This window comes from Rhodococcus yunnanensis NBRC 103083, assembly GCF_001895005.1.
Lineage (GTDB): Bacteria > Actinomycetota > Actinomycetes > Mycobacteriales > Mycobacteriaceae > Rhodococcoides > Rhodococcoides yunnanense.
In genome coordinates, this window is the sequence record NZ_BCXH01000011.1 from 1 (window position 1) to 20,399 (window position 20,399).

At 65.3% G+C, this 20,399-nt stretch carries 20 protein-coding genes, 1 pseudogene and 1 riboswitch; of the genes and pseudogenes, 8 read left to right on the forward strand and 13 right to left on the reverse strand.

All coding sequences use genetic code 11. The features are described from left to right. A pseudogene (locus RY1_RS17410) lies at window positions 1–326 on the forward strand (hypothetical protein); the annotation flags it as partial. 34 nt (window positions 327–360) lie between these two features. Here RY1_RS17410 and RY1_RS17415 read toward each other — a convergent pair. Continuing rightward, complete coding sequence (locus RY1_RS17415) at window positions 361–1,377, reverse strand: AraC family transcriptional regulator (RefSeq protein ID WP_072805265.1); 1,017 nt, start codon at window positions 1,375–1,377, stop codon at window positions 361–363. 6 nt (window positions 1,378–1,383) lie between these two features. Further along, on the reverse strand, window positions 1,384–2,622 hold the full coding sequence (locus RY1_RS17420; RefSeq protein ID WP_072805267.1) for a pyridoxal phosphate-dependent aminotransferase: 1,239 nt from the start codon (window positions 2,620–2,622) through the stop codon (window positions 1,384–1,386). 225 nt (window positions 2,623–2,847) lie between these two features. Here RY1_RS17420 and RY1_RS17425 point away from each other — a divergent pair, with 225 nt between their 5' ends. Continuing rightward, window positions 2,848–3,423 carry a carboxymuconolactone decarboxylase family protein gene (locus tag RY1_RS17425; RefSeq protein WP_371829487.1) on the forward strand — a complete coding sequence of 192 codons (576 nt, stop codon included), beginning with the start codon at window positions 2,848–2,850 and terminating at the stop codon, window positions 3,421–3,423. Here RY1_RS17425 and RY1_RS17430 read toward each other — a convergent pair. Further along, window positions 3,377–4,342, reverse strand: a complete 966-nt coding sequence (locus RY1_RS17430) for a sigma-70 family RNA polymerase sigma factor (protein WP_072805433.1) — start codon at window positions 4,340–4,342, stop codon at window positions 3,377–3,379. The genes RY1_RS17425 and RY1_RS17430 overlap by 47 nt on opposite strands. Before the next feature lie 43 nt (window positions 4,343–4,385). Between RY1_RS17430 and RY1_RS17435 the strand changes: the two genes are divergently transcribed. Next, window positions 4,386–5,372 carry an LLM class F420-dependent oxidoreductase gene (locus RY1_RS17435; protein ID WP_072805270.1) on the forward strand — a complete coding sequence of 329 codons (987 nt, stop codon included), beginning with the start codon at window positions 4,386–4,388 and terminating at the stop codon, window positions 5,370–5,372. A gap of 4 nt (window positions 5,373–5,376) precedes the next feature. On the opposite strand, the gene RY1_RS17440 is transcribed toward RY1_RS17435, so the two are convergent. From RY1_RS17440 to RY1_RS17450, 3 genes are all read right to left on the reverse strand, one after another. Beyond that, the gene (locus RY1_RS17440) at window positions 5,377–6,045 is read right to left on the reverse strand and encodes a DUF3239 domain-containing protein (RefSeq protein WP_174565408.1); all 669 of its coding nucleotides are present in this window, start codon (window positions 6,043–6,045) and stop codon (window positions 5,377–5,379) included. Between the two features lie 23 nt (window positions 6,046–6,068). Further along, window positions 6,069–7,724 (reverse strand): DNA repair helicase XPB, encoded by a 1,656-nt coding sequence (locus RY1_RS17445; protein ID WP_072805272.1) that lies wholly within the window; start codon window positions 7,722–7,724, stop codon window positions 6,069–6,071. A gap of 89 nt (window positions 7,725–7,813) precedes the next feature. Then, window positions 7,814–10,084: a helicase-associated domain-containing protein gene (locus RY1_RS17450; protein WP_072805274.1), complete on the reverse strand. Its 2,271-nt coding sequence runs from the start codon at window positions 10,082–10,084 to the stop codon at window positions 7,814–7,816. 61 nt (window positions 10,085–10,145) lie between these two features. On the opposite strand from RY1_RS17450, the gene RY1_RS17455 reads away from it, so the two are divergent. Then, window positions 10,146–10,334, forward strand: coding sequence for a hypothetical protein (locus RY1_RS17455; protein ID WP_072805275.1), 189 nt, complete (start codon window positions 10,146–10,148; stop codon window positions 10,332–10,334). A gap of 78 nt (window positions 10,335–10,412) precedes the next feature. Here RY1_RS17455 and RY1_RS17460 read toward each other — a convergent pair whose 3' ends face one another. From RY1_RS17460 to RY1_RS17475, 3 genes are all read right to left on the reverse strand, one after another. Then, window positions 10,413–11,027 carry a transglycosylase family protein gene (locus RY1_RS17460; protein WP_072805277.1) on the reverse strand — a complete coding sequence of 205 codons (615 nt, stop codon included), beginning with the start codon at window positions 11,025–11,027 and terminating at the stop codon, window positions 10,413–10,415. A gap of 8 nt (window positions 11,028–11,035) precedes the next feature. Then, window positions 11,036–11,227: riboswitch (cyclic di-AMP (ydaO/yuaA leader) on the reverse strand. Window positions 11,228–11,507: 280 nt separating this feature from the next. Further along, window positions 11,508–11,879, reverse strand: coding sequence for a YccF domain-containing protein (locus tag RY1_RS17470; protein WP_072805278.1), 372 nt, complete (start codon window positions 11,877–11,879; stop codon window positions 11,508–11,510). 10 nt (window positions 11,880–11,889) lie between these two features. After that, the gene (locus RY1_RS17475) at window positions 11,890–12,108 is read right to left on the reverse strand and encodes a hypothetical protein (protein WP_072805280.1); all 219 of its coding nucleotides are present in this window, start codon (window positions 12,106–12,108) and stop codon (window positions 11,890–11,892) included. Window positions 12,109–12,459: 351 nt separating this feature from the next. Here RY1_RS17475 and RY1_RS17480 point away from each other — a divergent pair, with 351 nt between their 5' ends. Continuing rightward, window positions 12,460–12,873: a cold-shock protein gene (locus RY1_RS17480; RefSeq protein WP_072805282.1), complete on the forward strand. Its 414-nt coding sequence runs from the start codon at window positions 12,460–12,462 to the stop codon at window positions 12,871–12,873. 6 nt (window positions 12,874–12,879) lie between these two features. On the opposite strand, the gene RY1_RS17485 is transcribed toward RY1_RS17480, so the two are convergent. Genes RY1_RS17485 through RY1_RS17495 form a run of 3 tightly spaced genes read right to left on the reverse strand, consistent with a single transcriptional unit; the run spans window position 12,880 to window position 15,824 of the window. After that, window positions 12,880–13,392: a DUF2771 domain-containing protein gene (locus tag RY1_RS17485; protein ID WP_072805283.1), complete on the reverse strand. Its 513-nt coding sequence runs from the start codon at window positions 13,390–13,392 to the stop codon at window positions 12,880–12,882. Continuing rightward, complete coding sequence (locus tag RY1_RS17490; RefSeq protein ID WP_174565409.1) at window positions 13,393–14,976, reverse strand: MFS transporter; 1,584 nt, start codon at window positions 14,974–14,976, stop codon at window positions 13,393–13,395. A 44-nt stretch (window positions 14,977–15,020) separates the two neighbouring features. Further along, a complete protein-coding gene (locus tag RY1_RS17495) occupies window positions 15,021–15,824 on the reverse strand; it encodes a glutaminyl-peptide cyclotransferase (protein WP_072805438.1) in 804 nt (267 codons plus the stop codon). 41 nt (window positions 15,825–15,865) lie between these two features. Here RY1_RS17495 and RY1_RS17500 point away from each other — a divergent pair, with 41 nt between their 5' ends. From RY1_RS17500 to RY1_RS17510, 3 genes are read left to right on the forward strand one after another with little or no spacing between them, the layout of a single operon-like run. Beyond that, window positions 15,866–16,651 carry a DUF3027 domain-containing protein gene (locus RY1_RS17500; protein ID WP_072805286.1) on the forward strand — a complete coding sequence of 262 codons (786 nt, stop codon included), beginning with the start codon at window positions 15,866–15,868 and terminating at the stop codon, window positions 16,649–16,651. Further along, window positions 16,648–19,368: a sacsin N-terminal ATP-binding-like domain-containing protein gene (locus RY1_RS17505; RefSeq protein ID WP_072805288.1), complete on the forward strand. Its 2,721-nt coding sequence runs from the start codon at window positions 16,648–16,650 to the stop codon at window positions 19,366–19,368. The genes RY1_RS17500 and RY1_RS17505 overlap by 4 nt, the downstream gene beginning before the upstream one ends. Next, complete coding sequence (locus RY1_RS17510; RefSeq protein WP_084727506.1) at window positions 19,358–19,891, forward strand: phosphatase PAP2 family protein; 534 nt, start codon at window positions 19,358–19,360, stop codon at window positions 19,889–19,891. Before RY1_RS17505 ends, RY1_RS17510 begins: the two co-directional genes overlap by 11 nt. 253 nt (window positions 19,892–20,144) lie before the next feature. Here RY1_RS17510 and RY1_RS17515 read toward each other — a convergent pair whose 3' ends face one another. Further along, window positions 20,145–20,393: a DUF2530 domain-containing protein gene (locus RY1_RS17515; RefSeq protein WP_072805289.1), complete on the reverse strand. Its 249-nt coding sequence runs from the start codon at window positions 20,391–20,393 to the stop codon at window positions 20,145–20,147. Between the last annotated feature and the right edge of the window lie 6 nt (window positions 20,394–20,399).

Here is a 20,399-nt window from a genome sequence, read left to right on the forward strand (position 1 = left end):
ATGGGGAAACTGGGGATATCGACGACATTACCTGGTGGCGAGCATTCGACGATGTGGACGAGGCACATCGAGAGTTGATCGAGGGCGTCGAACGCTGGGGTTTCAACCGCGCGCGCATTGACAACTGGATCAAGATCGCAGGTAACGCGGGCAACGAGAAGGTGCAACGTACCGTGTCGATGGGATACGGCCCGGCGGGACTGGTGTCGGAGGTTACTGCGACGTCGCGGATCGGGCGTGAGGTTCATCAGTCGCGTATCTACATCAAGCCCAAGAATTATGCGCCCGAGCGGTTGGAGCGAGTTCGAGCAGTGGGCATCGGGTAGTGGCACACGAGAAACTGGGGCCCTGAGCCGAAAGCTACCGATACGCCCCTGGCGTCTGGCCGGTCCAGCGTTTGAACGCACGTCGGAACGCCGAGGGCTCGGAGAATCCGAGTTTGTTCGAGATGTCGTCGACCGAATCGCCGCGGCTCAGACCCGAGACCGCTGCGTCGCGCAGAACTTCCTCGCGGAGCTGGTTGACCGACGTTCCTTCCTGCCGGAGGAGCCGCCGGAGGTGAGCGGTGCTGACCGACAGCATGTTTGCGATGTCGTCGGTACCCGGTGCATCACCGTGCAATCCGAGTTCGAGGGCACGGCGTACTTGTGAGGATGCGGTGCTGTCGTAGTCGCGTGCGGTGAACAACAGGTTCGGCGACTCACGCAGATATTCGGCCAACGTCTCCTCGGTCTGGACGATGGGCGCTCGCATAGCGGAGTTGTCGAATTCGAGTACTGCCGCCGGCGCGCCGAATGTCACTCGGGTTCCAAACATTCGGTCGTACAGTTTGCCCGTCGCCGGGTCGTCCATGGCGTACGGAAGCTCGACCGAATGCAACTTCACACGCCCGCCGATGAGCCAGGCCGCGAAGCGATGGACCAGCACCATACGAAAATCGGTGAGCAAATTCGCTGCCGTCTCTCGCGCCGCCTCGGGGAGGTGGCTGTTGTCGGCAGGTGGGATGGACAGCCGAGTCGTCTGGTCTCCGCGGGTGATCAGCATCGGCGGCATGCCGGACAGAACTCGCGTCGTCTCGGCCATTCGGTACAGCGCCGCCGACAGATCGGGGGAATGAATGAGCGTCTGGCAGATCACACGAAAACTGCCGCGCCGCATGGGCGTCGACGCAAGACCGAACAACTCGTCACCGGTGATCTGCCAGGTGGCCTGCGTGAACAGCGTGACCTGTTCGGCTGTGAGCCGCGAGTGCGGATCGTCCAACTTCTCGGGCCCGATACCCGCCACTGCGAGGGGATACGACAGGTCGAGTCCGCCACTGGTTGCCAACCGAACAGCTTTGACGACGAAGTCGACGGGTATGGTTCGCGGTGCCATGGTCGCTCAGAGCGCGAGCAGCCTTTCGGCTGCATCGGCGAGAACGGCATCCTTCTTGCAGAATGCGAAGCGCACCAATGTTTTCCACGATCCGGGATGATCGACGAAGGCGGTGACGGGTACAGCGGCCACGCCGATCCGATCGGGAAGCGACCTGCAGAACCCGAGGGCGTCGGTCTCGCCGAGCGGCGAGACGTCTGCGCACACGAAATACGTTCCGCTGCTTTCCTTGACGTCCAATCCGGCCTTGGTCAATGCCGTCGACAGCACATCACGTTTGGACTGGAGGCCGCGACGAAGATTCTCGACCCACGCGTCCTCGTGATCGAGGGCATGCGCCACGGCGGGTTGGAACGGCGTCCCGCCGACGAACGTCATGAACTGTTTGGCTGCGCGCACTGCGGAGATGAGTTCGGCAGGTCCCAGTGCCCAACCGGTCTTCCATCCGGTCGCGTTGAACGTCTTCGCGGCGCTCGAGACGGTGACCGTGCGCTCGAACATGCCTGGGAGCGTGCACAGCGGCACATGCAGGGCAGGAGTGGAGCCTGCGGAATGACCGGAAAAAGCAGGAGTGGAGCCTGCGGAATGACCCAACTGAGGTGCGTCGAACACCAGTCTTTCGTAGACCTCGTCGGTGAGTACGAGCAGGTCGTGCTCGCACGCGATCTCTGCGATCCGGGTCAACTCGACACGGGTGAGGACCGTGCCCGTGGGATTGTGTGGTGAATTGACGATCAACAGCTTCGTGTGAGGGCCGATGGCGCGCTCGAGGGCGTCGAGGTCGACGGCGAACCCTGCACCCTCGGCGACCAGTGGAACCGTTGTGCGTTTGGCGCCGGCGAGGGCGACGGCTGCAGCGTACGAGTCGTAGTAGGGCTCGATGAGCAGGACTTCCTCGCCCGGTTCGACGAGCCCGAGCACGGTCGCAGCAATGGCCTCGGTTGCTCCTACGGTGACGAGCACCTGCGCGTCGGGGTCGTACTCGGTGCCGAAGCGCCGCGCACGGTCCGCGGCGATCGCGTGGCGAAGAACCGGCATTCCCGGTCCCGGCGAGTACTGGTTGAGACCTTGGGAAATGGCGTCCCGCGCTGCTTCGAGCATCGACTCTGGGCCGTCGGTGTCCGGAAATCCCTGGCCGAGGTTGACGGCGCCCTTCGCGACGGCGAGCGCTGTCATCTCGGCGAAGATGGTCGACGCGAAGGGTCGTAGGCGTTCGACGGTTCGGCTCTGGTGCTCCGCGGACATTGCTGCAGCCTATCTGGGTCGTTCCTGCAGGCTCCACTCCCGGCGTAGGTGGGTTGTTCCGGCAGGCTCCACTCCCGGCGTATCTGGGTCGTTCCTGCAGGCTCCACTCCCGGCGTATCTGGGTCGTTCCTGCAGGCTCCACTCCCGGCGTATCTGGTGTCACATTTCGGGCAGGAGCCTCGTCCACATCGTAGGAGCAACCATTACGACGAAGGAGTGATGACCATGTCTCGCATTCCACCCGTCCCACCTGCGCAAGCACCCGTTCTCGTGCGGTGGGCATACAAAGCTGCAGCCAGGATGGTCGGCGAAGTACCCGAGCCCTTCGCGGTGAGCGCACACCACCCGAAGCTGCTGTTCGCTTCGCTCATCCACGAATTCGCCGCAGGCAAGGCGTCGTCGACGCTTCCGACGAGCGTGCGTGAGATCGCCGTGTATCGGACTGCCTGGACTCTCGGGTGCTCGTGGTGCGTCGACTTCGGCGTCATGATGCAGCGGCTCGACGGTCTCGACATCGACCGCCTTCGAGACATCGACGACTACCGGACCTCGCCGGCGTTCACGGAAGACGAACGAGCGGCGATCGCCTACGCCGATGCCGTCACGGCAACTCCGAGTGCCGCGACCGACGAGCAGGTCGCGGATCTCGAGGCTCGTTTCGGGCGGGCGGGGGTCATCGAACTGACGTATCAGATCGGATTGGAGAACATGCGGGCCCGCATCAACTCCTCGCTGGGAATTGCCGAGCAGGGATTCAGCTCGGGGGCTGCGTGCCGGGTGCCGTGGGAGGCGGGGGCGTAGCCGACATGGCAAGCAGGTCTGCCGCGACACCGCCGAGTTTGGAGGGGTTCGCGAAATCGTAGGCCGCCCAGACGAGCCCGTCGCGGACGGTGAAGCCGCCCACTCGGCCGGGGAAGCTGCGATGGTCGTCGTCGCCGGGCGAGCCCGAGGAGTAGTAGCCGAGGCTGCCGTTGACCATGGCAGGTGCCATCGACGAGAGCGACCCAGCGCCGTACATCGACACGAGCCCCAGGTAGAAGCGTGCGCACTTGTCCGGTCCGAGGATGACCCGTGCGGCCGTCCGCGTGGTGCCACCCGAGTCGCCGATCGTCCTGCAGTCCGGGTGGAGAGCGGCGACGACGCGGGTGAGATCGCCGCTGGCCATCGCCTCCATCAAGCGGCCGACGGCCTCGTTGTGTTCGGTGGACGTCACCGGCTCGGGGGCCGCGTCGACGTGCTTGCGAGCGCGGGCCGCGAGCTGCCTCGCAGCGCTGGAACTGACGCCGAGGATGTCCGCCACCTCGTCGAACGGAACGGAGAAGCCGTCGTGCAGTACGAATGCGACTCGCTGGGCCGGAGACAAGGTGTCGAGGACGACGAGGGCGGCCAGGCGTGCATCCTCGTCACGGACGAGTAGATCGAGGGGATCGTTCGACTGCGTGCTCGGCGACGTCGCGATCGGCTCCGGTAGCCATTGACCGACGTAGCTCTCGCGTCGAACTGCCGCTGATTTCAGGCGATCCAGACAGATACGAGCCACGACGGTGGTGAGCCACCCACGCAGATCGGCGATGGTGTCGGCGTCGCTGCCGCTGAGGCGGAGCCAGCTCTCCTGTACCGCATCCTCGGCGTCGGCGACGCTGCCTGTCATCCGATATCCGACGGCCATCAGGTGGCCGCGGTGCGATTGGAAGTCCCGAGCGAGCGACGTGGTGCTCATGTCGGAGAGAATACTTCGGTCACCGATCGGTAGGCTTCGACCCATGCGATTCGGATTGTTCGTTCCTCAAGGCTGGCGTCTGGACCTGGTCGGCATCGACCCTTCTGCACAGTGGGATGTGATGCGAGATATCGCCACCGCTGCCGATTCGGGACCGTGGGAGTCCCTGTGGGTCTACGACCACTTCCACACCGTGCCCGAACCGACCGAGGAAGCCACACACGAAGCGTGGACGCTGATGTCGGCATTCGCGGCGTCGACGTCGCGCGTCCGCCTCGGTCAGATGTGCACCGCGATGGCATACCGCAACCCGGCGTACCTCGCGAAGGTCGCGGCGACGGTCGACGTGATCTCCGGTGGCCGCGTCGAGATGGGTATCGGCGCAGGCTGGTACGAGCACGAGTGGCGTGCCTACGGCTACGGATTCCCGCCGGCAGGACAGCGCCTGGGTGCGCTCGACGAAGGTGTGCAGATCTTCAAGCAGGCCTGGGAGACGGGGTCGGCGACTCTGGACGGCAAGTACTACCAGGTCGATGGTGCTCGGGTTTGGCCGAAGCCGTTGCAGGACGGCGGAATTCCGCTGTGGATCGCAGGCGGCGGTGAGAAGGTGACGCTGAAGATCGCAGCCAAGTACGCCGACTACACCAACTTCGACGGCACGCCCGAGGGGTTCGTTCGCAAGTCGGAACTTCTGAAGGGCCACTGCGACACCGTCGGTCGCGATTTCGATTCGATCGTCCGATCGTCGAACTACAACGTCGCGATCGGTAGCACCGAAGCCGAGGTCGAGGACCGGCTGAAGCAGCTGGAGGAGCGTCTGACCAAGTACGTCGGCGCGGAGAAGGCCGAGGGTGCGCTGGGTGCATTCCGCGGCCTACCCGGAGTCGGAACCCCGGAGCAGATCGTGGAGAACCTCAGCGCGCTGAAGGACAAGGGCCTGGGCTACGGCATCTTCTACTTCCCGGAGGCGGCGTACGACCGCTCCGGTATCGAGCTCTTCGAACGGGAAGTCATCCCCGCCCTCACCTAGGTCACTACTGGAGGTCGTCGGGAAGGTCGTGTGGGTCCACCAGCAGTTGCTGGTTCTCGGCCTCACGCACCTTCTCCGACAATCCGATGTTCGCGACCAACAGCTGCCATTCCGCTTCGCTGATCTGCGCGGTCGCGCGCTCGATCACCGATGCATCCTTGGTTCCCCATGCAATGGGCATAGGGGAGACCATTTGCCAGGTTTCGCTGATGGTGTTCTTGTTGCGGTCGGCCAGCACCGAAATCGACGGTACGAGTTCGCCCTCGACCAGTTCGTGACCCGGCAGCGAGCGAATGCTGCGGGTCACCAGAGCGTAGTGGGGCGCTTCGGCGTCGGGCTTCGCGATGTCGACGAGGGCCAGCAGAGTGACTCCGCGGGCGCGTTTCTCGGCGATGATCGCAGGAACCAGATCGCCTTTGGCGTACAGATCCTCGACTGTGCCGACCTTCCTCGGCGCCCACACCATGACCCACAACGAGGTCGCCGCCGCGATGACGAAGACGGCGCCGAGGATGTAGGACCACGGATGGGCCAACCAGAAGAACCATGCGGTCGCCGCGATCAAGATCACAGCAGTGAAGATCGCAGACGAACGGAGCCTGCGGACATCCGCCATCGTCTCGTTCACCGACTTGGCGTGGTCCACATCGACAGGAAACTGGAATCGGCGCACACGCTCATTAGTAGCACGAGCTGTCAGATGGCAGGTCCGAGCATGTCGTCGGCATCGGTGATCCGGTACGCGTAGCCCTGCTCGGCCAGGAACCGCTGACGGTGAGCGGCGTATTCGGCGTCGAGGGTGTCACGGGAGACAACGGAGTAGAAGTGCGCCTGGCCGCCGTCGTGTTTGGGACGGAGGAGTCGTCCGAGCCGTTGCGCCTCTTCCTGGCGTGAGCCGAATGTGCCCGAAACCTGCACGGCCACGGACGCTTCCGGGAGATCGATCGAGAAGTTCGCTACCTTGCTCACCACGAGTGTCTGGATCTCGCCCTTACGGAACGCGTCGAAGAGCACTTCGCGTTCCTTGTTCTTCGTCGATCCCTGGATCACCGGGGCGTTCAGTGCCTCACCCAACTCGTCGAGTTGGTCGAGGTATGCGCCGATCACGAGTGTCGGAGCGTCCTGGTGTTTCGCCAGAATCGATTTCACGACGGCGACCTTGGTGTGTGCCGTCGAGCACAGTTTGTACCGCTCCTCGGGCTCGGCGACCGCATACGCCATCCGCTCTGCGTCGGTCAGCGTGACGCGGACCTCGATGCACTCGGCAGGCGCGATCCACCCCTGAGCCTCGATGTCCTTCCACGGCGCGTCGTAGCGCTTGGGGCCGATGAGCGAGAAGACATCGCCCTCACGGCCGTCCTCGCGCACCAACGTCGCGGTCAGACCGAGTCGGCGCCGAGACTGCAGATCGGCCGTCATGCGGAAGACAGGGGCGGGCAGCAGGTGGACCTCGTCGTAGATCACCAGACCCCAGTCGCGGGAATCGAACAATTCGAGATGCTTGTACTCACCCTTGGTGCGTCGAGTGATGACCTGATACGTGGCGATTGTCACAGGGCGAATCTCCTTGCGCTCGCCCGAGTACTCGCCGACCTCTTCCTCGGTGAGCGACGTGCGTGCGATGAGTTCGCGCTTCCACTGGCGACCGGCGACGGTGTTGGTGACGAGAATGAGCGTGGTCGCCTTCGCCTTCGCCATCGCGGCGGCGCCGACCATCGTCTTGCCCGCGCCACACGGAAGCACGACGACGCCCGAGCCACCGGCCCAGAACGAATCCGCGGCCATCTCCTGGTAATCGCGCAGCGTCCACTTGCCGCCCTCGGTGTCGAGCTCGATGGGATGAGCTTCGCCGTCGACGTAACCGGCGAGGTCCTCGGCGGGCCAGCCGATCTTCAGCAGCATCTGCTTGAGGTGCCCGCGTTCGCTCGGGTGAACGATGACGGTGTCCTCGTCGACCTTCGCCCCGAGCATCGGAGCGATCTTCTTGTGCCGCATGACCTCGGTGAGGACCGCTCGATCGAGGCTGATCAGCGCCAGGCCGTGCACGGGGCTCTTGACCAACTGCAGGCGCCCGTAGCGGGCCATCGTGTCGACGATGTCGACGAGAAGCGGCTGTGGAACGGCGTAGCGCGAGAAATTGACGAGCGCGTCGACGACCTGCTCGGCGTCGTGACCGGCGGCGCGGGCGTTCCACAACGCGAGTGGAGTGATGCGGTACGTGTGTATGTGCTCGGGCGCTCGTTCGAGTTCGGCGAACGGCGCTATGGCTCCGCGAGCAGCTCCGGCAAGGGGATGATCGATCTCGAGCAACAGCGTCTTGTCGGACTGGACGATCAGGGGGCCGTCGGTCACAGTTCCTCCTAGAGAACTTCGGTGTCGCGCGCAGAAAGTGCGCAACTTCTCCATTGTCCTGATATGGAGGCCCTGGCGCCATGTGACGGCTATTCCACCAACGCCACCGACGTGATCCGATGCAGTGTGAACCGTCGAACTGCCCCGGTTGCCGGGTCGAACGCGTCGAGCTGGCCGCCCCCGACGCTCACCGGATCGACGACGCGTTGGGAGGCCACACCCTGGGCGTCGACGTAGCCGATCGAGACGCTGCGGCGCACTTTCACAGCCGTTTGCAGCAGCGCCATCGTTGCCGAACCGGTGGCTCGTGTGCCGTCGGAACGGACGGTGCGCCCACCTGCCGTTGCGGCGCGCTCGCCCGCGCGTAGTTCGGTGACCAGACGTCCGAGTTGCTCGTCGGTGGGAACGGCCTGGCTGCGGTAGTTCGTTCGTCCGCGGCGGACGGGGACTCTGGCGCCGCGGGCGCGCAGATCGACGATCGCGCCGGACGAGTCCTCACCGGCCGGGGCGAAACCTGCAGCCCCGAGCACGGCCATGACCTCGTTCAGTGACGCCTGCGAGATCGCTACCGTCGGAGCGAGTGCGCGCAGCGCCACTTGCTCGGCTGCGGGGGACTTGAGCACCTCGGCGAGCAGAGCCGGATCCTCGCATCGCACGAACGACGACGCGACGCCGGCTCGAAGCCTCCCGTGCCGGCGTGCGACGTCGTCGATCAGATAGGTCAGCCCCTGGGGCACCGGTGTGCGTGAGTGTGTCCCGAACAGTGTGTGCAGTTCGGCAGCACTCATTCCGACGTCGAGGGCGCGGCGCAAGCTCTTGTCGGTGACGCGGTAGACGGTCGCGGCACCCGCGGACTCGACGTCGGCGACGAGTTCGATCCGGTCCTCCAGATCGGGTTCGAGCGGACCGGGAGCGACGAGCGTCAGATCGGCCTGAAGAAGCACGTAGTCGATAGGTGAGGGGAGCGCGTCGCGCATCTCGGCTTCGGCGTCTCCGCCGTGCAGCAGCGCTCTGCCCGGACTCGACAACGCGCCGCGAGCGACGATGCTCAACGCCGTTGCCTCGGCGATCATGTTGGTCGTCGGGCGCGGTGCGAACCGGGCTGCGGACCGTGGGCGTCGCCACGCCAGTCCGCGCGAGACGTCCGTCTCGGTCGTCGCCGTGCCCGAACCCAGATCGGCAAGGTAGTCGAGTATCGCTCGCCGGTCGCGCGGCGCTGCGGGGGAGCGAACTTCCTCCGACAGCGCGGCAACCGGCTTGTCGGTCGGATCACGCATGCCGATGAGCCACGGTGCGCGCTGCAGATCGAGCCACGCCGACGCCAACGTGTGCCACCTGGATGCGGGTGTCGCTGTGATCCATGGATCGACAGCCGACGTCGGCGCCCAGTAGTCCTCACCCGAATCGTTCGCAGGCAACGGATCGGGTGTCCCGCTGGAGATGAGCGACGCCGCGGCCAGAAGCTCGACGAGCAGTCCGACGCGTGCCTCGTCGAGACCGGTGACCTTGCCGATGCGTTTGGTCTCACGGACGCCGAGCCCGCCCGCCTTCAAGGCGGGTGCCGGTGAGTCGGACAGGGCCTCGATGATCGCGCCGCAGTGGCGGATCAGCTCCAGGGCCTCACCCGCGGCCGTCGCGTTGACATCGGAGAGTGGGTATTTCGTGGTGACAGGCTTCGGTGGAGACAACGACGTCGGATCGGTGATCGGCTCACCGCGCAGTGCCTGCCCGACCTGATGCGGCAGTTCCACCGTCTGCTCGTCGAGCCAGATCAGCAATCCGGCTCCGAGTAGCTTCTGCACCGGGCGATCCGGCGGCGTGCCGGGCGCGGCATCTCGGGTTCTGCCGGTGGGCGACGATCGAGCGAGAGTTTCGAGCAGGCTGCGTTGGGCGTCGTCGATGCCGTCGAGTGCCTGCGTGAGCTGCTCGGGGGTGAGCGACTCCGATGCGTCGAGGATCCGGCCGATGCGCCAAGGGACGGCGTCGCGCGCAGCAGGCGCAGTGCGCAGTGTCTTCGTTCCCCAGACGAGGGCACGGTCGCGCAGCGCAGCGAGTGCTGCGTCCACTGCCTTGGCGGTGGCGCGTTTGGCGACGAGCTGGTCCAACTGGGCACGGGTGACGGCCATCTCGTGCGCGCCCTCGACGGACAGCATCTCGAGAATCGTCAGCGCCAGCGTGTCCAACGTATCCGCGGCACGCAGGATCGACGCGCGTTGCTCGGCGCGTCCGGCGAGCACACCGATGGTCGACGGTGGCGGTACCGTCAGGTCCGGTCGCAGCGTCAGAGTGGTGACGAGTTCGGTGTCGGTACGAGATTTCAGCCACGCCGCAAGGTCCGGAGGCAGTGCAGTTTCGGTCATTGCTTAACAGATTAGTGACCTGGGCTGGTGTATGCCGCAGCGCAGGTGTCAAAATGAGCGCATGGTGAACAAGTCGAAGAAGCCCTATGTCGATCCAGGCTGGCCGGAAACCGCGCGCGGTGACCATGCGGTGAGCGAGTTGGCGTCCTCACGCTCGGGAGGTCTGTCCCCTTTCGGTGAGGAGACCGAATTCCCGTTGCCCGTGGACGACCTGCTGTATGCACATCCCGTGACCGTCATCAATCGCTAGAAGTCGGCACGAGCCCACCGACACGACAAAGGCCCCCGAGTGATCGGGGGCCTTTCTCGTACTCTGAAGTCGTGCGGCTTACTGAGGCAGGAATGCCTTGTTGGCCTGATAGAACTCGACGATCTGGGGATCGAGCTGGATTCCCTGCGTCGCGCTCTGGATGAGCGATGCGATCTGCGGATCGTTGGTCACCGTCTGGACGGCTGTGGTGATGCCGTCGATGACCTCGGCGGTGCCGTCGACCGTCGGGATCGACGTCAGATCGGGAAGCGTGGGGGCGGCCGGAGCGGACTGCGGCGAGGCAGGAACGCTGCGCTCACTCGGGGAGCTGCTCAGTCCGAGGCTCGAGGAGCAGGAAGGCCATGCGCCCCAACCCTGAGATGCCAGCACCTTCTCCGCTACTGCGATCTGCTCTTCACGGCTTGCCTGGTTGGCGGTGGCTGCGTACTGCCCGCCGCCGTGCGAAGTCCAGGTGCTGGGCGAGAACTGCAGGCCACCCTGGAAACCGTTGCCGGTGTTGATGCCCCAGTTGCCGCCTGCTTCACACTGTGCGAGGCGATCCCAATCGGAATCGGGTGCTGCAGTGGCGGTGCCGGTGAAGGCGATGCCTGCTGTGCCCATGATCGCGCCGGTGACGGCGACCTTGGCTACGGTGCGGCCGGTGGTGGTCGGCTTGCGATGACGTCCGCTCATACGAGTTGAAATCCTCTCCACTGGCGCCTGCGAGGTCAGCTGTCGGGTTCGGGCTGAGAGGTAGCCCGGCTCAACCATCCCGGTAGGGACTGTTGGGCTTCACCCCAAGGAAAGTACGGCCTGAGCAGTGCTTTCCGGTTATCCGAGAGGACGTGTGGGTCCCCCGTCCTCGTCCCCTGGGTGTTCGTCGAGGGTTCCGTTCCCGCGGGACGAGGTTTGGCGCTGCGGGTACGGATTCGGCCGAAGTTTCTCAGCCGCTGATGACCGTACTGAACTTCTCGCGGAGTGTCACCATTTGGTAACTGTTGCAATTTCGAGCCGCATCATGGTGTCGCGCCGGCGCGGAAACGCTTCTCGGCGAACCTGCAGCTAGCGGCGTCGAAGGGCGAGCGACGCACGCTCGTTGCCCTTCCGTTACTCCGCCGTTATGTGAGGGAAGTCACACCCATCCACAGGTTGGTGCCGGAGGGGCTGAAGTGATCAGGCGTCGACGATGTCCTTGCCGAGCGGCATGAGAGAGATCGGAATCATCTTCAGATTCGCGAACGCCAGAGGGATCCCGATGATGGTGATCGCCATCGCTATCGCGGTCACCACATGACCGATCGCGAGCCAGATGCCGGCGACGATCACCCAGATCACATTCCCGATCACCGACGCCACCCCCGACGTCGGCTTCTCGACGACCGTCTTGCCGAACGGCCACAGTGCATAGACACCGATGCGGAACGCCGCGATACCGAATGGAATGGTGATGATCAGAATGCAGCAGACGATTCCTGCGGCGAAGTAACCGAGAGCGAGCCAGAAGCCACCGAAAATCAACCAGATGATGTTGAGAATCACTCGCATCCTGGGCCCCCTACCTCGCGCGTCTGCCGGACATCAAAGCAAAGACTAACGCCAGAACGAAGCCGAGAGGTGCCGCCAGCATTGCAGTCAGATAAAGCCACAGTGGCGGCTGTTCGTGCGTGATCGCGGGAACCAGGAAAATGGCGACGATGGCCGCCAGACCAACTGCAAAGATCCCGAGAGCGATGCGCAGCAGAGTATTGCGATGAGAACGAGTCGGATCGGGCACACCACCAACCTATCCGGGTCGTTCCGCAGGCTCCACTCGCGGCCACTGAGGTCGTTCCGCAGGCTCCACTCGCGGCCACTGAGGTCGTTCCGCAGGCTCCACTCGCGGCCACTGAGGTCGTTCCGCAGGCTCCACTCGCGGCCACTGAGGTCGTTCCGCAGGCTCCACTCGCCGCCATTGAGGTCGTTCCGCAGGCTCCACTCCCGTGGATTCGAGGGTTGGCGCCGGCGTCGAAACCCGGATGCTGCCGATGACCCCTTCGCTGTACACTGCGTCATTCGCGTCCTGCGTTTGTCGTGGGGCGCGAAACGTGTGCAGGAAGACTTTCAAACGAATGGACGGGTGAGCGCAGTGCCTACCGGCAAGGTGAAATGGTACGACGTCGACAAGGGATTCGGCTTTCTCTCGCAGGATGAAGGAGAGGACGTCTATGTTCGTTCGTCAGCGCTGCCCGCAGGTGTCGAAGGCCTCAAGGCCGGGCAGAAGGTCGAGTTCGGGATGGCCGCAGGTCGACGCGGTCCGCAGGCGCTCAGCCTGAAAGTCCTCGAACCTGCACCGTCGGTTCGTCAGAACACCGCCAATCGCCGTGAGCCGGTCGAGCGCAAGCACACTCCCGACCAGCTGCACGGCATGGTCGAGGACATGATCACGCTGCTGGAAGCGACCATTCAGCCCGAGCTACGTAAGGGCAAGTACCCGGATCGTAAGACCGCGCAGAAGATCTCCGAGGTCGTCCGTGCCGTGGCTCGCGAGCTCGACAGTTAGCCGTTACTAGCCCGTCGCGATGGACCAGATCGCGTGACTGATGATCTCTTCCTGCTGGGTGTCGCTGTCGATGACGCCGGAGGGCAGGCGCACCTCGACGCCGAGCAGCGCCCTGCCTGCGTCGTCGAGCGGTGGGACCGTCAAGGCGAGTGTGGTGTCCGGCAGGTACAGAGTGTCGGTCTCGACGGCGTCGGCACCGTCGGGATGGGCGTAGACGGCCGCGAGAATCCAGGGCGCCGACGAGATCTCTGCGGGCAGCGACAGCTGAAGCGGCTGGTTCTCACGCACCGGTAGCGTCGCGCTCGCGCCGTCGCTGTCGCACAAGGGCTCGTCGACCGGGCAGTACAGGTAAGGCTCGACGTCGATGGTGCGGCCGTCGGCGAATGCGGTGACCGCGGGGCGATGCTCCGGTGCGTCGCGGATGAGCAGTGCCAGGACCGCGACGAATGCGACGACCACGACGACGGCACCCACCGCCCCGATCGCCAGGACCTTCTTGGTTTTCGGTGCGAGGTTCACTTAGCTCACGTTCTGTCGGACGGACGAGTCTGGTATTTCCTGCTCGGCATGATCGGGGCGATTACCGCCGAGGCCGGGCAGGAGCGTTTTCCCTCGGTAGGTGAAGAAGGTCTGCGCGAGACCGATCGTAAGCAACACCGAGACGACGGTGAAACCCAGCCAGTACTCGGTCGGTAGCAGCACGCCGAGGGTTCCCCCGAGAACCCAGCACAGCTGCAGGACGGTCTCCGATCGTCCGAAGCCCGACGCGATCGACTCGGGCGGCAGGTCGGACTGCAGCGAGGCGTCGAGAGAGACCTTGGCCAGCGCGCTGGCGCAAGAGGCGACGAGGGCCGCCAACGCTGCGGTCAGCAGGCTGTCGGTGACAGCGGCGACGATCGCTACAACGGTGACCGCGGTAGCGCAGCGAATCACCACGATCGACGGCCTGCCGAGCTTGATGCGCGCGCCCGCGGCGTTGCCGCTGAAGTTTCCGATCGCCGCCCCGGCCCCGACGAGGCCAAGCATCGCGGCCTGCTTGATCGGTTCGTGTTCGGTCTGCGATTTGGCGACGAACGCTATGTACAGCGTCAGAAAGCCCGTCAGGATCCGGATGGTCCCGTTGCCCCACAGCCCGACGATGACGGCCTTGCCGAGTGGTTGGCGACGATTCTTCGCAGGCGCGGTGACGGGCTTGCCGCGTCGTAGCACCTCGGTTTCGGCGTCCGAGCCGTGATAGCTCAGCGTCGCGGGAACCTCACCCTCGGTGACCTCGACCCACGACGGGATTCGCATGCTCAGGTAGGCGCCGAAGACGGTGATGGCGGCGACGAACCACAACGCTCCCGGTGACCCGGCCAGCCAGGCGATGACCCCGGCGATTCCGCCCGCGACGATCGTGCCTCCGATCAGGCCGAAGACCGTGAGCCTGGAGTTGACGCGCACCAGATCGATTTCCGGTGGAAGCACCCTCGGCGTCACCGCACTCTTGAGTACGGCAAAGGATTTGCTGAACACGAGCATTCCGAGTGCCGCCGGATACAACACCCAGCTGTCGAAGTTGAACACCAGTGCCACCGCGAGCACGGTGCGCACCAGGAAAGATCCGGCGAGCGCGAGCCTCCTGCCGTGCTGCAGACGGTCGAGCATCGGTCCGATGAGCGGTGCGATGAGGGCGAACGGTGCGATGGTGATGACCAGGTACAACGCGACCTTGGTCTTGTCCTCGCCGGTCGCGGCGGAGAAGAAGAGAGTGTTCGCCAGCGCCACCGCGATGGCGGCGTCGGAGGCGAAGTTGGCCATCGTCGCGTAGGTCAACGCCGTCAGCCCGGATTTGTCCGCACCGTCGGCCTTTGCTGCCCGCTGGAACGTCGCGATGCCCTTGCCGGTCAGTTCTCGGCTGCGCATCGCCGCCACACGGGTGACCGTCAACTTGCGCGGCAACGGCGGCGGCTTCGGCCCGTCGCCCTTGGCGGTGGGCGGCGTCGGGGGATGCAGTGGAGGCAACGGGGTTCGCCTGCTCGCAGCGTGGGGGGCCGGCGGGTAGTTGTCGAACCCCGGGTGGTCCTCACCCGGAGGGGTATCGGAATGGCTGGGGTCGGTCACAGGATCAATTCTGTCCTAAAACTCGAAGCAGCGAGCACACCGACTCACTGCCGGGGTGTGAACTGCACCTCGAACATTGTCGGCCACCGCTTTCCTGTCACCAGAAAGTGGTCCGTGCCCGGAATCTGGGCTATCCCGTTGAGGACGTCGGCACCCGAACGCTCGTCCTCGGTCATCGAGTTCCACAACGGCGAGGCGTCGATCATCTCGGTGATCTCACCGGTGGCGGGGTCGATTCGGGCGATGTCGAGACTCTGCCAGATGTTGGCGTAGACGGAGCCGTCCTCGGCGCATTCGAGTTCGTTGAGATTGCTCACCGGTTCGCCGTCCGAGGTCACCTGCACCGAGGAGGTCTCGTCGAACGACCGAGGGTCACGAAAGGTCAGTGTCGACGAACCGTCGCTCATGACGAGTCGGTCCCCGCTCGCGCACAGACCCCAGCCCTCGCCGTCGTAGCTCACCTGGCGACGTTCCTGCAGGGTCTGCGGGTCACGGTCGTACGCGATGCCGTCACGCCAGGTGATCTGCCACACCGCGTCGTCGGTGACGGTGAGGCCTTCGCCGAAGACGTCGGGCGAGAGGTCGACGCGCCGAAGTTCTTCCCCGGTCGCGAGCGAGGAAACCCGGACGTACGACGAGCCGGTGAGCCCGGTGCCCTCGTAGAGTTCGTCGCCTGCGATCTCGAGCCCCTGGGTGAATGCCGTCGGGTCGTGGTCGAAGGTGCGCAGCACCCGCACGGTGGACGTGGAGACGGCCGAAGGCTCGGGCTCGGCGGGAGTCGGCGAGCAGCCGACGAGGACGATCGAGGCAGCGAGGGCACCCGGCAGTGCGCGGAGGGAGGCCTTCATCTGCCCCATCATGGCAGCCCGAACTGGGTGGTTTCGAAGTGATGCGGCAAAATGAATGTGTGAGTTTCGCATCGTCTCCAGAGCTCGACCACATTCGTCCTGTCCTAGCCGAGGCCGCAGAGTCGGCGCGGCAGGCACTGATCGATCTGGGAGAAGGCGGCGTCGGTGAGTATCTCGGCGTCACAGCCGAGTCCGACAGTGCCGCCACCCATCGTTTCGTCAGTGATCTGCCCGGCTATCGCGGATGGCAGTGGGCCGTCGTCGTGGCCGCACCCGAGGGCGCGGATACCGCGACGATCAGCGAGCTGGTGTTGCTTCCCGGCCCCGACGCCCTCGTCGCGCCGACCTGGCTGCCGTGGGACGAGCGCATCCGCCCCGGTGACCTGGGGCCAGGGGATCTGCTTCCACCGCGCGCGCAGGACCCGCGCCTCGTGCCCGGTTATGTCGCGACCGGTGACCCGCAGGTCGACGACGTGGCGTACGAACTCGGTTTCGGGCGAAAGCAAGTCCCGAGCAGGGAAGGACGCGCCGACGCCGCCGAGCGCTGGCACGACGGCGAGCACGGCCCGGACAGCGAGATGGCGAAGTCTGCGCCGTCGACGTGCGGATTGTGTGGGTTCTACCTTCCGATCGCAGGATCGTTGTCGGCGGCGTTCGGAGTGTGCGGCAACGAGTTCGCAGCCGACGGGCAGGTGGTGCACGTCGAGTACGGATGTGGTGCGCACTCGGACACCGAACTGCCCACCGGTGCGGGTTCCCCGTTGTACGAACCGTTCGACGACGCTGCGCTCGACGTGACCCAGCAGGACACACAATCGACGAATTGATCGATTCTTTCGGAACCGAGGCACTGCGTGCCGGGGTGCTGGCGGCATGGGCCTCGTCCCCGACGCGGTTGCGGGAGGACGCGGCCACCGAGGCCGATCTGGTTCGGGGAGGCTATCGAGATCGACTTCTCACCGAGTTGGCGCAGAACGCCGCCGACGCGGCCTCCCGCGCCGGAGCTCAGGGCCACATCCGGGTATGGGGTGTCGGCCGTGAACTTCATGTCGCGAATACCGGTGCGCCTCTCGATCTCGGCGGTGTCCACGCCCTGACGGCACTCCGGGCATCGGCGAAGACATCGGGCGTCGGGCGTTTCGGGGTGGGTTTCACCGCCGTGCGCGCGGTGTCCGACGAGATCGAGTTTCGTTCCGCAGCAGGCGGAGTCCTGTTCAGCGGCGAGCGCACTCGTGCCGCCATCGCGGACGCCGGATCGGCTGCCCCCGATGTCGGTCTACCGGTTCTTCGTCTGGCGTGGCCGGTGGATACGGCTCCGGCAGAAGGCTTTTCGTCGGAGATCGTCCTTCGTCTACGAGAGGGCGACGCCGACGGGATGCTGCGGTCGCTGCGCGGGGAGGCCGTCGACCTTCTGCTGGAACTTTTCTCGCTTGCCTCCATCGAGATCGGCTCCGAACGATTCGACCGCGTCGCACATGATCTCGGCAACGGACTGGAGTCGCTGGAGATCGACGGTCGCACATGGTGGCAGTACCGCACCGATCACGCCCGGTGGCTGGTCCCCGTCGACGACGGGGTCCCGACGCCCGTGTCCACCGATGTGCTTCGCGCACCGACACGCTCGGACGAAGAACTGTCCTTGCCGGCGCTCGTGATCGCAGACGTGCCGATGCAGCCGGACCGCCGACGTATCCTGCCAGGGGCTGCCCTGTCGCGCGTCGCGGAGGGCTACATCGGATTGCTCGCAGCTCTCCCGGTGAAATACCGGCCGATGTTCGTTCCTCTTCCTGGCTTCGCGCGCAGCGAGGTGGACGGCATTCTCCGAGAACGGATAATCCGTGAAACGGCAACTGCACCATGGCTTCCCGGGGTATCGGGCGAGGATCTGATCCCGTCGCGGGCGACGCTTCTGCCGGGGCTGACCGACGAGCTCGCGGACGTTCTGGGGCCGGTGGTCGACGGCCTGGTCTCCGCATCGCTGTCCGGACCACGTCATGCCGCCGCGCTCGCTGCCGTCGACGTGCACCGTATCGGGTTGGCCCGGCTGGCCGAGATGCTCACCGGGGTCGAGCGCGAACCGTCGTGGTGGAAAGCGTTGTACGACGCGTTGTTCCCGCTGGTGACCGATGGTGTCGCTGCGGAAGAGCTTGCGGCCCTGCCTGTTCCGCTGTCGGACGGGCGAACCGTGACGGGCCCGCGCACCACGATTCTCGCCGTCGGCGCGCGGGAGGTCGGGGGAGTGCACTGGGCACGCCTTGTCCATCCGGATGCGGTGAGTCCGTTGCTCTCTCGCCTCGGAGCGACGGAGGCCTCGCCTGCGGATCTGCTGTCGGATCCGGCGTTGGAAGTTCTGCTCGACGATCTGGACTGGGACGCAGGCGACGCCGTCGGAGATCTCACCGACACGGTGCTCTCGCTTGCCGACGGTCAGCGAGATCTGCCGCCGTGGTTGGGGTCGTTGCCGTTGGAGGATGTCGACGGTGAGCTACGGGCTGCCGACGAACTGTTGCTGCCCGACGCGCCGCTCGTGGCTCTGCTGGCCGAGGACTCGCCGTTCGGTGTTGTTGCGAAGTCCCTCGTCGAGAGGTTCGGTGCGCAGGCACTGAGGGCAGTGGGTGTCGGATGGGGGTTCGGCATCGTCACCGAGGATCTGCCGACCGGCCCGGACCACGACCTCCCCGACGAGCAGGCGTGGTGGTCCGGCCTGGGTGAGGATCCCGCGGTACTCACTGCCGTGCGTGACCTCGATCTCGTCGAGGAACCTCGGTGGCCGGACGCACTGGCGCTGCTGGCTGCGGACCGAGTCACGCGCGCGACACTGGCGAACCGTGAGAGCTACACGGCCTGGTGGTTGCGTACCCACGCCCGGGTCGACGGCACTGTCCTCGGCAGCTGGCGTGCGCCGTCGGACACCACGTTCGCGGGGTTGCTCGACCCACTCGATCATCCCGATGCAGACGCTCTTGCTGCGACCCTTGCCCCGTCGGTGTGTGACAGTGCGGAGATCGCGCGGCTGCTTCTGGCGCGGCTGGCCGATCCAGCGCGCACTCCCACTCCCGCGGTGATCGCTCGGGCACACCGGCTGATCGCCGAATCGGTCTCCACCGGGGTGGTCGCGCTCGACGATCTCGATCTTCCTCCGCGGGTGCGTGCGATATCGGGTGCTCTCGTCGACCCGGAGGATGCGATCGTGCTCGACCGCCCGTGGCTTGTCGGGGTCGTTCCCTCCGACGTCGCCGTGTTGTCCTCGATGGCGACGGCGGCGACGCTGTCGGCGATCCTGGATGTGCGGATGTCCTCGGAGTCGATCCAGGGCGTGGTCATGGGTGTAGGCCGAGTGAGTTCGTGGGACCGCGAACCCGGCGCGGTACTCGCCTGTGCGGCACTGGGTTTGGATCTTCCCGTCGGACGCGTGGTCGTGCATCGTGAATTGGTGGTGCGTCTGACCGGAGCTGTCGACGGCGAGCGGCACGTCGCGTGGTGGGTGACGGGCGACGGGATCACGCACTGCGTCGACAGCTGGGACCGACCACGTGGACAGTGACGTCCTGCAGTGGATGGTCGAGCACCGCGTCGGCTGGTTGACCGATGCGTTCTGGGTGATCACGACCATCGGCAACACGTTCGCGATGGCGGTGCTGGCGACGGTGACGGTGCTGGTGCTGTTGCGTCTGGGGCGACGAACCGACGCGGTCATGGTCGCGGGCGCGATGCTGACGGGCTTCGCCGCGATGAACCTGCTCAAGCTGTACTTCTCGCGTGACCGACCGTTGATTCCGGACCGGCTCGTGGACATCACGACTCACTCGTTCCCGTCGGGGCACGCGATGATGTCGGCGATCCTGGCCACGACGGTGACCGCGGTGATGCTGCGGTCGACCGACTCGTGGCTGCGGAACCCGTTCGTGCTGGCGCTACCGGCGATCGCGTCTGTGCTGATCGGAGTGTCGAGGATCTACCTCGGTGCGCACTGGACGACGGATGTTCTTGCTGGATGGATCTTCGGCGTCGTGTGGGGCGCCGTTGCGGTGGGAATTACCGCGAGAAATCGCTTCGCTGGGCGATGACGAGAAGTTCGTCGCGCATCGACGGGCTGGAGACGGCGTGTGCGCGTGCGTAGAGAGCGCGGAGAGAGCGAACGTGGTTGCGACGGGTACGGAACTGGGAAACGAGCTTCATGGCCTTGCTTTCGGAAATCGGTGTGCTCTAAAAACTGACATAACCGATACTCCACGTTAATTCTGTGTTACTCAACCGACTCGGAGGTGAGTTTCCGCACGTCAGAGCCCTGTTGGTGACGGAAGTTACGTGATGGTGGTCTCAGTCGAGGCCGCGTTGGGCAGTCTTGCTGCCGCGCCGCGCTGCTGCGCGTTGAGCCAGGAACAGGGCGAAACCCGCCGCGCCGACGGCGATTCCGGCCCAGCAGGTCGGGAGTGCCTGCGACCAGCGGTCCCCGCTGAGAAGCACGACGACGGTGGCGACGACCCAGGCCGCGATACCGACCGCGATGACCGGTGCTGGATCGGTCAGCCGCGGACTCAGTGCATTCGTTTCCGGCTCACGGTCCACGAAATG